Below are 12,972 nucleotides of genomic sequence, written 5' to 3'. Positions count from 1 at the left end.
GTCTGCTCAGGTGACCCTGTGCAGAGCATCGCACCACGCCCGACCAGCCCGCCTTCGTAGCTCAGGGGATAGAGCACGGCTCTCCTAAAGCCGGTGTCGCAGGTTCGAATCCTGCCGGGGGCACACCGCGTGACCAGCACTCTGACCGGCCCCGGACTCCTCGTCCGGGGCCGTTCGCGTGTCAGTGGTCGGAGTAGCTGAAGTCGCCCACGGTCCAGGCGCTGACGTCCTCGATCGCGACGCGGTACATCCCGCCCGTCTCCGGGATTCCCACCGTGCCCTGGAGGATCCGGGCGACGTGGAAGTGCAGATGCGTGGGCGGGCCGTCCCTCTTCACGGGGGTGGCGAAGACGGCGGAGAACTCGCCCAGGTCGGAGGAGTCCGTCAGCACCTCCGACACCCGCTGCCTCCACATGGCTTCGGGAGCCAGTCGACCGGTGATGACGGCACCACCGGTGACCACGGTCAGGGACATGTGACTGCTCCGCCCGGACTCCACAAGGGCGGCGATGTCAACGATCAGCTCGTCAGGGTTCGCCATGGGACCGGATTCTATGCACCGTCCCCGGTGGCGCGGCCGGGGGAGGTCAGTCGCCGCGGGTGTCGTAGGCCTGGTGGCTGCGTTCGATGTCGGGGTTGTGCTCGATGGCCCACTCGGCGAGGGTCACGGCGGGTTCGATCAGGGTGCGGCCCACGGGGGTGAGTTCGTACTCGACCCGGGGTGGTACCTCGGCGTGGGCCGTGCGCCCCACCAGGCCGTCGCGTTCCAGGTGGCGCAGGGTCAGGGTGAGCATCCGCTGTGAGATGCCGGGGATGCGGTGGAGCAGTTCGGTGAAGCGCATGCGTTCGCCGTGGAGGGTGGCGACCACCAGGAGCGTCCACTTGTCTCCGATGCGGTCGAGGACGCCTCGGATGGCGCGGCCGCCGTCGCCGCGGATCAGGCAGGTCTTCCTGTACTCCGACATCGCGCTCCTGGTGACGGTCACACACACGCGTGTGCCTTTTGTAAGCCTTCCGACAGTGACCCACCATGGCCCTTCTTACAAGGGGTAACCATTGGAGGGTGCCGCCATGACCGTCGCGTACTGGATCATCGCCGGGCTGCTGGGTGTCTTCTACCTCTACGCCGGCGGGAAGAAGATCGCCCAGAGTCGGGAGCAGCTCGCGCCGATGATGGGGTGGGTCGACACCGTCCCGATGCCCGCCGTCCGGGCTGTCGGCGTGGTGGAGGTGCTCGGCGCGGCCGGGCTGATCCTGCCGCCGGCGACCGGGATCGCGCCGGTTCTGGCGATCCTGGCCGCGGTCGGCTTCGTGGTGCTTCAGATACTGGCGGCCGGGCTTCACCTGTCGCGCGGAGAGGCGAAGGACACCGGTCTGAACCTCGTGCTGATCCTCCTCGCCGCCGTCGCCGCGTGGCTGGCCACCGCGTTCTGACACACGCACACGGCTGTCGGACCCCGCTGTCAGGGGCTGGTGAGGACGACGAGTTGTTGCGTCGCCCGGGTCATCGCCACATAGCGGTCCACCGCTCCCTCGATGCCCTCGCCGAAGTTCTGCGGGTCGACGAGGACCACCAGGTCGAACTCGAGGCCCTTCGAGAGTTCTGGAGGAAGGGAGCGGACCCGGGGCGTCGCCCGGAAAGCGGGGTCGCCGATGACGCAGGCGATGCCGTCGGGGTGGGCGGTGAGCCAGGTGTCCAGGGTCGGGGTCAGGTCGGCGGTCGAGCCGTGGGTGACGGGGGTGCCGGTGCTGCGGATGGAGGTCGGGACGTTGGCGTCGGGAAGGACGGCGCGGATGACCGGCTCGGCCTCCTTCATGATCTCTTCCGGGGTGCGGTAGTTGATGCTCAGGGAGGCCATTTCCACGCGGTCGAGGCCCACCCGCTCCAGCCTCTCCTGCCACGACTCGGTGAAGCCGTGCCTGGCCTGGGCGCGGTCCCCGACGATGGTGAAGCTCCGGGACGGGCAGCGCAGCAGCAGCATCTGCCACTCCGCGTCGGTCAGCTCCTGCGCCTCGTCCACGACGACGTGCGCGAAGGGGCCGGCGAGCAGGTCCGGGTCGGCGGTGTGCAGGGCGCTCTCGTCCACCAGGGCGTGGTGGAAGTCCTCGCCGCGCAGCATCGTCACCAGGCCCATGCCGTAGTCGTCGTCGGCGACCGCACTCAGGTTGTCCACGACCGTGGCCATGTGCTCGCGTTGGGCGGCGAGGGTGGCCTCGTTCCGGCGCTTGCGGAGCGAGGTCCGCGGATCGCCGAGCCGTTGCCGGGCCGCGTCCAGGAGCGGCAGGTCGGACACCGTCCAGGCCTGGCCGTCCGCGCGCTGGAGCTTGCGCACGTCGTCGCGGTCGAGCCAGGGGGCGCACATCCGCAGATAGGCGGGGACCGTCCACAGGTCCGAGACCAGGTCGGCCGCCTCCAGCAGCGGCCACGCGCGGTTGAAGGCCGTGAGCAGCTCCCGGTTCTGGCGCAGGGACTTGCGGAGCAGGTTCTCCGGGGCGTCGCCCTCGTGCCGGTCCACGAGGATCGTGAGCAGTTCGTTCCAGACCTGGTCGCGGGCGTCGTTGTGCGGGGCGCCTTCCGCCGCGTCGAAGGCCTCGGCCCAGTCGGTGGCGGTCAGCGGGATGTCGGACCAGTGGGTCGTGACGGTCATGCCCTCGGTCGGCGGCTCCTCGTAGAACCTGACGGCCTTCTCGATCGCCTTCACCAGGTCCGCGGAGGCCTTCAGCCGGGCCACCTCCGGGTCGGTCTCGACCCCTGCGGTGGCTCCCTCGGCCACGAGATCCCGCAGGACGCAGGTCTGGACGCCCTCCTCGCCGAGGCTGGGCAGGACGTCGGAGACGTAGGCCAGATAGGGCCGGTGCGGGCCGACGAACAGCACTCCGCCGCGGCGGTGGCCGAGACGCGGGTCGGCGTGCAGCAGGTAGGCGGAGCGGTGCAGGGCGACCACGGTCTTGCCGGTGCCGGGCCCGCCGTCGACGACGAGCGCGCCGCGGGATCCCGCGCGGATGATGGCGTCCTGGTCGGCCTGGATGGTGCCGAGGACGTCCCGCATCCGTTCCGAGCGGTCGCTGCCCAGGCTGGCGATGAAGGCGGACTGGTCGTCGAGGGAGGCGTGGTGTCCGGCGAATCCGTCCGGGGAGAACACCTCGTCCCAGTAGTCGCTGATCCGGCCGCCCGTCCAGCGGTACCTGCGGCGGCTCGCCAGCCCCATCGGGCGGGCGTGGGTGGCCCCGAAGAACGGTTCGGCCGCGGGGGACCGCCAGTCGACGAGCAGCCTGCGGCCCGTGCTGTCGGTGAGGCCGAGCCGTCCGACGTACACCGGCTCGGGGTCGTCGGCGCCGACCATGTGCCCGAGGCACAGGTCCAGGCCGAAGCGGCGCAGGGTGCGCAGCCGGGCGCTGAGCCGGTGGATCTCCGTGTCCCGGTCCATCGCCTCCTGGCCGATGCCGCCGGGCGCCCTGCGGGTGGCGTCGAGGGTGGCGGACAGTTCGGCGATCGTCTGCTCCAGGCACTCCGCGATGGCCGCGAAGTGCCGCTCGTCGTCGGCGATCAGTGCGGGGTCGGCCTTGGCGGCGAGGCGGTCCGGGAGATCGAACACGCTCGTGGGCAGGGAATTCAAGTCAGCAGCTCCGGTTTCGGGTACGGCCGGTAAGTGTGCGCCCACCCCGGGGCCTTGCCGCAAGCCCCCCAGTACGCTATACGTTGAACACGGCAAGGAGGTGCTGACCTCCCTGCCTTTTTCTTTTGCCCCGGGCGTCCGGAAACTCTTCGAAACATTCGACGTCCTGTCGACCTTTCCCACCCCCACCTCTCTGCGATCTTCCGAAAGATTTCGCCGATTTCCTCAGGTGAGAGCGATCTCGAAGCATTCGAAACATCTGCCGAAACTGTTGACGCTTGACAGGGGCAGACCAAAACTATGGGGCATGAATTCCACACCCGCACACCCCACGCGCCGCAGCGTCTGCGGCCTCCTGCTGGCCACCGGGGCCACCCTGGCCCTGCCCGGCACCGCCGAGGCGGCCACGGTCATCACCACGAACCAGACCGGAACGAACAACGGCTACTACTACTCGTTCTGGACCGACGCCCAGGGCACGGTCTCCATGACCCTGAACTCCGGCGGGAACTACAGCACGTCCTGGCGCAACACCGGCAACTTCGTGGCCGGCAAGGGCTGGGCCAACGGCTCCCGCAGGACCGTCAGTTACTCGGGCAGCTTCAACCCGTCCGGCAACGCCTACCTGGCCCTCTACGGCTGGACCTCGAACCCGCTCGTCGAGTACTACATCGTCGACAACTGGGGCACCTACCGGCCCACCGGAACGTACAAGGGCACCGTCACCAGCGACGGCGGCACGTACGACATCTACCAGACCACCCGGTACAACGCCCCGTCCGTGGAGGGCACCAAAACCTTCAACCAGTACTGGAGCGTCCGGCAGTCGAGGCGGACCGGCGGCACCATCACCACCGGCAACCACTTCGACGCGTGGGCCCGGGCCGGCATGCCGATGGGCAGCTTCAAGTACTACATGATCCTCGCTACCGAGGGTTACCAGAGCAGCGGCAGCTCGAACATCACGGTGTCCTGATGAGGGCCCGGTCGCATCTCCCGTTACTGGCCGCCGCCGCTCTGGCCGCCGCCGGCACCCTCGCGGTCCCCGCCGCCGCTGCCCCCGAGCAGGCCGCCGCCTGCGCCGGATACGTCGGACTCACCTTCGACGACGGCCCGGGCAGCGGCACCACCACCCTGCTCAACTCCCTGCGGCAGTACGGCCTCAGGGCCACCATGTTCAACGAGGGCCAGTACGCGGCCGCCAACCCGGCCCTCGTCAGGGCCCAGGTCAGCGCCGGGATGTGGGTCGGCAACCACAGTTACACGCACCCGCATCTGACCCAGCAGAGCCAGGCCACCATCGACTCCGAGATCTCCCGCACCCAGCAGGCGATCGCGAACGCGGGCGGCGGCACGCCCAGGCTGTTCAGGCCGCCGTACGGCGAGACCAACGCGACGGTGAAGGCCGTGGAGGCCAAGTACGGGCTGACCGAGGTCCTGTGGCAGGTCGACTCGCAGGACTGGAACAACGCCAGTACCGACGCGATCGTCGCGGCGGTCGGGCGGCTCACCAACGGGCAGGTCATCCTCATGCACGACTGGCCCGCCAACACCCGCGCGGCGATCCCGCGCATCGCGCAGACACTGGCCGCCAAGGGGCTGTGCTCCGGCATGATCTCGCCCCAGACCGGCCGCGCGGTGGCGCCGGGCTGATCCACGGCCACGGCGACCCCGCCCCGGCGCGGCGGCCGTCCCCCTCGGGCCGCCGCGCCGAACGCGGCTCACCGCATCACTGAGCGATCACTACGCGCGTACGACGCCCACAGCGCTCAGCGCTTGCGCCCCACACCGCAGTACGCGTCCACCCCGGCCGGACCGGGCTCCTCCGGCCGCCACTCCGTCACCCGCACCACCCCCGGTTCGACCAGCTCCAGGCCGTCGAAGAACGCGGCGATGTCCGCCACGGGGCGTACGTGGTACGGCACCGCCCCGCTGGAGTTGTACGCCTCCGACGCCGCGATCATCCCCTCGCTCGTGGCCGTGCTGTCGCTGATCACCAGGTAACTGCCGGACGCCAGGCCCGACATGAGCCGCCGGACCAGGTCGACGGCCCGGTCGTGGTCGGCGACGTGGCCGAGCGTGTTGAGGATCATCAAGGCGACCGGCCGGGACAGGTCGAGGGTGTCCGCGGCCGCCTCCAGGACGGACTCGGGGTCGTACAGGTCGGCGTCCAGATAGGCCGTCCTGCCCTCGGGTGCGCTGGTGAGCAGGGCGTTCGCGTGGGCCAGCACGATGGGGTCGTTGTCGACGTAGACGATCCGGGCGTCCGGCGCGACGCGCTGGGCGACCTCGTGGGTGTTGTCGGCGGTGGGCAGGCCGGTGCCGACGTCCAGGAACTGCCGTACGCCCTGCTCCCCGGCGAGATGGCGGACCGCGCGGCCCAGGAACCGGCGGCTGGTGACCGCCACGTCGACGAGGCCGGGGAAGATCTCCTTGATCTGGTCACCGATCTCCCGGTCGACCTCGTAGTTGTCCTTGCCGCCGACGAAGTAGTTCCAGAAGCGGGCGGAGTGCGGCTTGCTGGTGTCGATCGGGGTGTGCGGCACGGCAACTCCTGCGGACGAGGGGCGGGGCCCCGTTCGGCTGTGAATGCTGCGATTCCCCCCGCCGGGCGCGGTGTTGACGTAATCATGGGCAACTGCGGGGCGAGCACGTCCCACTGAATGCCAACGAAACGTCAACCCACAAGATCCGAACAGTAGTTGACGCGTTTTCGACGCACCCCCCGGAGGGAACCACCACCATGGCCACACCCCTGTCCGCCGCGAAGATGCTCGCCGCGCTGAAGGCCGAGGGCCTCACCGTGCACGAGCACGCCGGCTGGAAGACCCACAACCGCGACGCGGCGTCCGGGAAGTCCTTCGGACCCGTCATCGGGGTCCTGATCCACCACACCGGCGGACACAACGACAAGGAGCTCTGCTACCAGGGCAGATCCGACCTGCCGGGACCGCTGTGCCACGCCTGGCTCGGGAAGACCGCCGGGCTGTGGATGATCGGCAACGGCCGTACCAACCACGCCGGTTACGCCGACATCGATGTCCTGAACGCGCTCCGCGAGGAGAAGCCGCTCCCCCACGACGACGTGGCCAGGGCCGACGGCAACGACTGTCTGTACGGCCTGGAGATCGAGAACCTCGGCAAGGGCGGCGACCCGTACCCGGACGCGCAGTACCGGCAGGCCGTGCTGTGGGCGGCGGCGATCTGCCGGGCCCACGGCTGGAGCGAGAAGTCCGTCGCCGGGCACAAGGAGTGCCAGCCGGGGAAGATCGACCCCAGCTTCGACATGGACGACTTCCGGGCCGCCGTGAAGAAGCAACTGGCGGCGGGAGTCGGCAAGACGGAGCCGACGAAGCCGGCGGGCAAGCCCCGCGTGGACCTGTCCCGGCTGGTCACGGCCGCGAAGACCGATCCCGGGGCCAAGCAGGGCCACGTCAGCTACATGGCCGGCACCAACCTCACCGAGGCCGCCCTCGTCGAACTCGGCTATCTCTCCCGGACCTACGCGGGCGACGGCTCCTTCGGCACCACCACCATCACCGCGTACGCCAAGTGGCAGCGCCACCTGGGCTACAGCGGCGCCGACGCCAACGGCATCCCCGGCAAGAGCTCGCTGACGAAGCTCGGCGAGAAGACGGGACTGTTCACGGTCGTGGCCTGATCACCGGTCCGCCGCCGACCCGCCACCGGGGCTCCGAGTTGCGGGTCGGCACGGTCCCTGCGGTACTGGCTGTATCCACCGAGCAGTCGCGGGGTCCTCTCTACAGGGAGAGGAGACACATGATGGCCAAGCGTCTGGTGATCTGCTGCGACGGGACCTGGAATCTCGCCGACCAGCCGAGCAAGACCAATGTCGCCAAGGTGGCCCTGGCCGTACGGCGACGCTCCGCTGTCGGAACGGAACAGCGGGTGTACTACCACAGCGGGGTCGGCACGAACCGGCGGGAGAGGTTGCGGGGCGGGGCGTTCGGGGTGGGGCTCTCACGCAACGTGCTCGACGCCTACCGCTTCCTGATCCACACCTACGAACCCGGGGACACGCTGTACCTGTTCGGGTTCAGCCGGGGCGCGTTCACCGCGCGCAGTCTGGCGGGGCTGGTGCACAACTGCGGCATCCTGCGCCCGGACCAGACCTACCGGATCGACGAGGCATGGGCGCTGTACCGCAGCCGCGTCGACAAACCGACCAGCGTGGCCGCCACGCTGTTCCGCAGGGCGTACTCGTACGAGACGGAGATCCGTTTCGTGGGCGTCTGGGACACGGTCGGCTCCCTGGGCATTCCGGTGCCGGCGCCCTCGTTCCTCCAGCCGCTCGTCAACCGCTTCAACCACCGCTGGGCCTTCCACGACACCACCCTCGGCAAGTCGGTGAACGGCGCCTTCCAAGCCCTGGCCGTGGACGAGGAGCGCTCCGCGTTCCCGCCGACCCTGTGGCGGAAGGACGAACACGCTCCCAAGGGCCAGGAGTTGAGACAGGTCTGGTTCTCCGGGGTGCACACCTCCGTCGGGGGCGGCGAGAAGGACTCGGGCCTGTCCGACATCACCCTCCTGTGGATGGTCCGGCAGGCCGCCCGGTACGACCTGGAGTTCGACCCCCTGGTCCTCAGCGAGCACGGGCCGGACACCATGGACCCGGACGAGCGCGTCGACTTCGCCGTCCAGCCGAACCCGATGGGCCCGTGGGACCCCTCCCGGAAGGGGTTCTACCGGATCTTCAAGCCGCTGCACCGCCCCATCGGACAGGAGAAGGACGAGCGGGGCCGCCTCGTCGGCCACGAATACCTGGCCGACACGGTCCTGCTGCGCCGCAAGGGCGACGCCGGCTATCGCCCGCCGGCGCTCGAGAGCTACCTGAAGGAGGTCGGGGAGCGGGACGTCGAAACGGTCCCCCTCACCGCCACCGAAGGCGCGGTCGCCACTCCGTAGGGTCCGACGACCGCGCCCCGGGGCCTCGCGCTCCCGGTCGTCCTCGCCCTTCACCCGGTGCCGGTCGCCTCCGCGGCGGTCGGCACACCGGCACCCGGCTGTCGTTCCTCGCGCCTTTCCAGTGTGAAGAGCGTCAGGGTCACCGCGACCGACGCGGTCGCCATCAGGGTCATCGCCGTGGCGGGGGAGGTCAGTTGGGCCAGGGTGCCGGCGACGACGGCGCTGATGCCCTGGAGGGCGACCATGCCGGTGGTGTGCAGGCCGAGGGCCTGACCGGCGAGGTCGTCGGGGGTGAGGGACATCAGGCGTTCCTGGAGGACCAGGCTCGCGGCGAACCCGACGGAGGCGACGGTGACGGCCGCGACCGACAGCGCCACCGACGGCCGTAGGACGAAGAACAGGTAGGGCGCCGCCAGCAGCAGGCGCAGCGGGGTCGCGAGACGGGGGCGCAGCGCGGGCGGCACCAGGCGGCCGACCGCCAGGTCGCCCACGAACATGCCCAGCGCCCCGCACGCGTACATCGTGCCGGCGGCCGCGGGGGCGTAGGAGACGTAGAGCGAATCGCTGCCGACCACCAGGCCGTTGGGGACCCACAGGCCCAGGTAGGCCAGGCGGCGGGGGCGGGAGGACCACAGGAGGGCGTTGGTGCGCCAGGTCGCGGAGAAGGAGGGGCGGCCGGCGGAGCGCGGCGGGCGGGGCGTGAGGCCGACGTGGTTGACGAGGGCCGACGCCACGTAGAACGCCGCCGCGAGGAGCAGACAGACGCGGGGGGACAGCAGGGCCAGCAGCGCGCCGCCGGTCGCGAAGCCGGTCACCTGCACCAGGCCCCAGAGCATGTTGAACACCGAACGGCCGAGGACGTAACCGTCCTTGGGCAGGATCTCGTTCATCAGTCCCCCGCGCACTCCCCCGCCGAGCGACGCGACCAGGCCCTGCAGGAGCAGGACGACGAAGACCGCCCAGACCGGCAGACCGGGCAGCGCCAGCACCGCCGTACCCGCCGCGAAGGCGAGGGAGATCACGGTGAGGATCGCGCGCGGGGGCAGGCGGTCGGCGCCGGAGAGCAGGAACGCGGCTCCCAGTAACTGCGCCAGCTGCGGTCCGAACATGCTCACCGCCGACAGCAGCGGGGAGCCGGTGGCCCGGTAGACCAGCGTGGCGAGGGCCAGGCCGGCGATCGTCTGGGCGGCGGCGTAGCCGGCGAAGGAGAGCAGGAAGGGGGCGTATTCCGGGGTGCGGAAGAGGGTGCGGTAGCTGCGCATGCGGGGAGTCTCGGAGCGGCCTGCGGCTGACGGTTAGTGTTTCGCGCGGTCGCGAAACCAAGGGGGGTCCAGGTCCATGGGCTGGTGGCAGGTCAACGCGGACACCCTTGTCCGCAGCCGGTTCGTGGTCTGCCCGTTCACCGAGACCCTCGCGACCCTGCGGCTGCTGGACAAGGGCACCGCCGCCCACCCGGGCGAGGAGGCCTGGCTCCGCACCCACCTGCCCGGCTACCGCGCGCGCCTCGCCGCCGACCCGGTGACCGCGCTGCTGGTGCGCTCGGCGATGGGCACGTCCTGGATCGCCGACTTCCTCGCGCCCCTGCCGCGCGAGGGCACGCCCCTGGAGGAGACGCTCGCGCGGATCCGGGCGACCGACCCCGCCGAGGCCCGCGCGAACGTCCGGGTCTCCCTGCGCGGCCCGCTGCCCGCCGCCCTGGAACGCGACGACCTCCCGGAGCGGGCGGCCGCGCTCCTCGCCCACGTCTGGACGGCGACCGTACGGCCCGACTGGCACCGTCGGCGGCGGATCCTGGAGGCGGACGTCGTGGCCCGGACCGCCCAGGTGAGCCGGGGCGGCTGGGCGGCCGTCATCGACTCCCTGCTGCCGGGGCAGACACGCTGGCTCGGCGACAACCGGCTCCAGGTGAACCGGCACGAGCGCCCGCCCCGCGACATCCGCGGCGCCGAACTCGTCTTCCTCCCGGTCACGGCCGGCCGCGGCTGGGCGACGTGGGAGGAGCCGCGGCGGTACGCCATCGTCTACGGCTGCACGGGCGCCCTCGCCGACCCGGGCGCCCGGAGCGTGCCCGCGAGCCTCGGCACGCTGCTCGGCGCCGCGCGGGCCCGGGTGCTGGTCCTCCTGGACTCCCCCCTGAGCACCAGCCAGCTCGTCGCCGTGACCGGGCAGGGGCTGGGCTCTGTGGGACGGCATCTGCGGGTGCTGCTGGACGCGGGGCTGGTGGAGCGGCGGCGGGCGGGGCGGTCGGTGCTGTATGCGCGGACGGCGGCCGGGGAGGTGCTGGTGGAGGCGTCGGGGGCCGGAACCGGGGATTCACTGAGCGGAGTTAGCATCCGGTCATGACGACTACAGATGGTTCCTCTCCCCTGGGCGTCGAGATCGGTGCCCTCACGGGCGGTTCCGCCGACCTCGGCCAGTACGCCGGCAAGACCGTCCTCATCGTGAACGTGGCTTCCAAGTGCGGGCTCACCCCGCAGTACAACGGCCTGGAGAAGCTCCAGGAGCGCTACGCGGAGCGGGGCTTCACCGTGCTCGGCGTGCCCTGCAACCAGTTCATGGGCCAGGAGCCCGGCAGCGCCGAGGAGATCGCGGAGTTCTGCTCGGCGACGTACGGGGTGACCTTCCCGCTGACCGAGAAGGTCGAGGTGAACGGCGAGGGGCGCCACGCGCTCTACGAGCGTCTGGTGGACTTCGCCGACGCCGAGGGGCACACCGGGGACATCCGCTGGAACTTCGAGAAGTTCCTGATCGGCCGGGACGGGTCGGTCGTGGCGAGGTTCTCCCCGCAGACGGAGCCGGAGTCGGACGAGGTCGTCTCCGCCGTGGAGGGTGCGCTGGCGTAGGCGGCCGCGGGTCCGTCGTGGCTGGTCGCGCAGTTCCCCGCGCCCCTGGGTGGGTGCAGCTGGACCTACTCAAGAGGCGCGGGGCGCCGCAGGCACACGCCGAGCCCCCTCGGCAAGGACGGCGATCTGGTCGAGAGGGCTCTGTGGTGGTGCTTGTGCTGTTGTCGCGAGCAGTTGTGGTGTGCAGTTGTGGATGAACGGGACGGGGATCAGACCGGTCCGCCCCTCACACCTTGACCGAGGCCACGAAGGCGCTCCACGCCTCGGCGGGGAAGGCCAGCTTGGGACCCTCGGGGATCTTCGTGTCGCCGAGTTCGAGTGCTTCCTCTTCGGTCGACCTCACCATCAGGCACGCGCCGTTGGCGTTGGTGTAGGTGGAGGTCGTCCATGTGTCCAGGTTTCCCAGACGAATTGCCATATTCGCTCCGTAGCCAGATGTGCAGTGTGCGGATCACGCCAACCTTTATTGATCGTTGGCGTGATCGACGCTACTCGCCGACTTCCTCTTTCGGAGCAGTCGTTCACTCTTCTGGTGGCATATTCCAAGGGACTCTTCCAGACGGGCAAGGCCGGGGTGTACTATCCGGCCCGCCTTGTCCGGAAGCGGCTCAGAAGCGTTTCAGCGGGCGTATTCCCGGGCGTACTCCTTGGCGATGTCCTCGATCAGCTGACGCGACTGGTCGACGTTGAGCGCCTGCGCCCTCAAGTGCTCGTACATCACGGTGTACTTCTGCACGTCGTGCGCCTTCTCCAGATACAGGTCGCTGGTGACGCCCTCGATGTAGACGACGCTGGAATCGGCCGCGTCCGAGAACTCCAGAATGGAGTACTGGCCGCTGAGTCCGGGATGGGCGCCGACGTCGAACGGCAGTACCTGCACGGTGATATGGGGCTGCTGGGACATCTCGACGAGGTACTCCAGCTGCTCGCGCATCACCTGCCGGCTGCCGACGACCCGGCGCAGGGACGCCTCGTCGAGGACCACCCACAGCCGCAGCGGATCCCGCTCGGCCGCGACCCGGCTCTGCCGCCGCAGCCGTACCTCGACCCGCTTGTCGTTCTCCGTCTCCGTCGCCTCGGGCGCGCCGCCGCGCACGATGGCCTCGGCGTACGGCCGGGTCTGCAACAGGCCGGTGATGATCTGGGGTTCGTACACCCGCAGCGACTCGGCGTCGGTCTCCAGACCGATGTAGACGCTGTACGGGATGTCCCCGAAGGCATGCCACCAGCCCTGCTGCCGCGAGTCCTTGGCCATCTGCATCAGGGAGTCGACGATGCGCTGGTCCTCGACCTCGTACACCCCGCACAGGTCGCGGACGTCGCGCTGGCTGATGCTGCGCCGGCCGTTCTCCAGCCGGCTGATCTTCGACTGCGACACCAGCAGCCGCTCCGCCACCTCTTCGGCCGTCATGCCCTTGAGCTCGCGGAGCCTGCGCAGCTCCTGGCCCAGCCGGCGCCGCCTGACGGTGGGATTGACATTGGACGCCACGGGACGTGCACCTCCGGCTGCGTGCCTCGTTCTTGACTTTGCGTATCTGCTGTTGAGCAGACTGCCACCAAGGTGCTTATTACCGCTGGGAAACGGT

14 protein-coding genes and 1 tRNA gene are annotated in these 12,972 nt (G+C 70.1%); 8 read left to right on the top strand and 7 right to left on the bottom strand.

From position 1 onward, the window contains the following. Window positions 1–50: 50 nt before the first annotated feature. Window positions 51–123: transfer RNA gene (locus ACIBJB_RS45135), tRNA-Arg, on the top strand. 58 nt (window positions 124–181) lie between these two features. On the opposite strand, the gene ACIBJB_RS45130 is transcribed toward ACIBJB_RS45135, so the two are convergent. Then, window positions 182–541, bottom strand: coding sequence for a hypothetical protein (locus ACIBJB_RS45130; RefSeq protein WP_398939987.1), 360 nt, complete (start codon window positions 539–541; stop codon window positions 182–184). A 46-nt stretch (window positions 542–587) separates the two neighbouring features. Beyond that, window positions 588–965, bottom strand: coding sequence for a winged helix-turn-helix transcriptional regulator (locus ACIBJB_RS45125; RefSeq protein ID WP_398939986.1), 378 nt, complete (start codon window positions 963–965; stop codon window positions 588–590). Between the two features lie 106 nt (window positions 966–1,071). Between ACIBJB_RS45125 and ACIBJB_RS45120 the strand changes: the two genes are divergently transcribed. Continuing rightward, a complete protein-coding gene (locus ACIBJB_RS45120) occupies window positions 1,072–1,434 on the top strand; it encodes a DoxX family protein (protein ID WP_398939985.1) in 363 nt (120 codons plus the stop codon). Between the two features lie 29 nt (window positions 1,435–1,463). On the opposite strand, the gene helR is transcribed toward ACIBJB_RS45120, so the two are convergent. Continuing rightward, window positions 1,464–3,617, bottom strand: a complete 2,154-nt coding sequence (gene helR, locus ACIBJB_RS45115) for an RNA polymerase recycling motor ATPase HelR (RefSeq protein WP_398939984.1) — start codon at window positions 3,615–3,617, stop codon at window positions 1,464–1,466. A 307-nt stretch (window positions 3,618–3,924) separates the two neighbouring features. Here helR and ACIBJB_RS45110 point away from each other — a divergent pair, with 307 nt between their 5' ends. Both ACIBJB_RS45110 and ACIBJB_RS45105 read left to right on the top strand, forming a co-directional pair. Further along, a complete protein-coding gene (locus ACIBJB_RS45110; protein ID WP_398939983.1) occupies window positions 3,925–4,593 on the top strand; it encodes a glycoside hydrolase family 11 protein in 669 nt (222 codons plus the stop codon). Then, the gene (locus tag ACIBJB_RS45105) at window positions 4,593–5,270 is read left to right on the top strand and encodes a polysaccharide deacetylase family protein (RefSeq protein ID WP_398939982.1); all 678 of its coding nucleotides are present in this window, start codon (window positions 4,593–4,595) and stop codon (window positions 5,268–5,270) included. The genes ACIBJB_RS45110 and ACIBJB_RS45105 overlap by 1 nt, the downstream gene beginning before the upstream one ends. A 116-nt stretch (window positions 5,271–5,386) precedes the next feature. On the opposite strand, the gene ACIBJB_RS45100 is transcribed toward ACIBJB_RS45105, so the two are convergent. After that, a complete protein-coding gene (locus ACIBJB_RS45100; protein WP_398939981.1) occupies window positions 5,387–6,163 on the bottom strand; it encodes an SAM-dependent methyltransferase in 777 nt (258 codons plus the stop codon). Window positions 6,164–6,360: 197 nt separating this feature from the next. On the opposite strand from ACIBJB_RS45100, the gene ACIBJB_RS45095 reads away from it, so the two are divergent. Beyond that, window positions 6,361–7,278, top strand: a complete 918-nt coding sequence (locus ACIBJB_RS45095; RefSeq protein ID WP_398939980.1) for an N-acetylmuramoyl-L-alanine amidase — start codon at window positions 6,361–6,363, stop codon at window positions 7,276–7,278. Window positions 7,279–7,400: 122 nt separating this feature from the next. Further along, the gene (locus ACIBJB_RS45090; protein ID WP_398939979.1) at window positions 7,401–8,543 is read left to right on the top strand and encodes a DUF2235 domain-containing protein; all 1,143 of its coding nucleotides are present in this window, start codon (window positions 7,401–7,403) and stop codon (window positions 8,541–8,543) included. A gap of 50 nt (window positions 8,544–8,593) precedes the next feature. On the opposite strand, the gene ACIBJB_RS45085 is transcribed toward ACIBJB_RS45090, so the two are convergent. Continuing rightward, the gene (locus tag ACIBJB_RS45085; RefSeq protein ID WP_398939978.1) at window positions 8,594–9,805 is read right to left on the bottom strand and encodes an MFS transporter; all 1,212 of its coding nucleotides are present in this window, start codon (window positions 9,803–9,805) and stop codon (window positions 8,594–8,596) included. 76 nt (window positions 9,806–9,881) lie between these two features. Here ACIBJB_RS45085 and ACIBJB_RS45080 point away from each other — a divergent pair, with 76 nt between their 5' ends. Together ACIBJB_RS45080 and ACIBJB_RS45075 are read left to right on the top strand one after the other, a co-directional pair. Beyond that, entirely contained in the window at window positions 9,882–10,886 is a 1,005-nt protein-coding gene (locus ACIBJB_RS45080) for an ArsR/SmtB family transcription factor (RefSeq protein ID WP_398939977.1), read from the top strand. Next, on the top strand, window positions 10,883–11,386 hold the full coding sequence (locus ACIBJB_RS45075) for a glutathione peroxidase (RefSeq protein ID WP_398939976.1): 504 nt from the start codon (window positions 10,883–10,885) through the stop codon (window positions 11,384–11,386). Before ACIBJB_RS45080 ends, ACIBJB_RS45075 begins: the two co-directional genes overlap by 4 nt. 226 nt (window positions 11,387–11,612) lie before the next feature. On the opposite strand, the gene ACIBJB_RS45070 is transcribed toward ACIBJB_RS45075, so the two are convergent. Continuing rightward, entirely contained in the window at window positions 11,613–11,804 is a 192-nt protein-coding gene (locus ACIBJB_RS45070; protein WP_266518024.1) for a DUF397 domain-containing protein, read from the bottom strand. Window positions 11,805–12,005: 201 nt separating this feature from the next. Then, on the bottom strand, window positions 12,006–12,875 hold the full coding sequence (locus tag ACIBJB_RS45065; RefSeq protein WP_398939975.1) for a helix-turn-helix domain-containing protein: 870 nt from the start codon (window positions 12,873–12,875) through the stop codon (window positions 12,006–12,008). Window positions 12,876–12,972: the final 97 nt, after the last annotated feature.

The organism is Streptomyces sp. NPDC050759 (assembly GCF_044456945.1).
Classification (GTDB): Bacteria; Actinomycetota; Actinomycetes; order Streptomycetales; family Streptomycetaceae; genus Streptomyces.
Note: the sequence above shows the minus strand (reverse complement) of the source record. Positions and strands in the feature narration are given on the sequence as shown.

Coding starts and splice junctions, on each gene's coding strand:
- ACIBJB_RS45120 (WP_398939985.1), top strand. CDS start 1,072: ATGACCGTCGCGTACTGGATCATCGCCGGGCTGCTGGGTGTCTTCTAC.
- ACIBJB_RS45130 (WP_398939987.1), bottom strand. CDS start 541: ATGGCGAACCCTGACGAGCTGATCGTTGACATCGCCGCCCTTGTGGAG.
- ACIBJB_RS45105 (WP_398939982.1), top strand. CDS start 4,593: ATGAGGGCCCGGTCGCATCTCCCGTTACTGGCCGCCGCCGCTCTGGCC.
- ACIBJB_RS45070 (WP_266518024.1), bottom strand. CDS start 11,804: ATGGCAATTCGTCTGGGAAACCTGGACACATGGACGACCTCCACCTAC.
- ACIBJB_RS45110 (WP_398939983.1), top strand. CDS start 3,925: ATGAATTCCACACCCGCACACCCCACGCGCCGCAGCGTCTGCGGCCTC.
- ACIBJB_RS45075 (WP_398939976.1), top strand. CDS start 10,883: ATGACGACTACAGATGGTTCCTCTCCCCTGGGCGTCGAGATCGGTGCC.
- ACIBJB_RS45095 (WP_398939980.1), top strand. CDS start 6,361: ATGGCCACACCCCTGTCCGCCGCGAAGATGCTCGCCGCGCTGAAGGCC.
- ACIBJB_RS45085 (WP_398939978.1), bottom strand. CDS start 9,805: ATGCGCAGCTACCGCACCCTCTTCCGCACCCCGGAATACGCCCCCTTC.
- ACIBJB_RS45080 (WP_398939977.1), top strand. CDS start 9,882: ATGGGCTGGTGGCAGGTCAACGCGGACACCCTTGTCCGCAGCCGGTTC.
- ACIBJB_RS45090 (WP_398939979.1), top strand. CDS start 7,401: ATGGCCAAGCGTCTGGTGATCTGCTGCGACGGGACCTGGAATCTCGCC.
- ACIBJB_RS45125 (WP_398939986.1), bottom strand. CDS start 965: ATGTCGGAGTACAGGAAGACCTGCCTGATCCGCGGCGACGGCGGCCGC.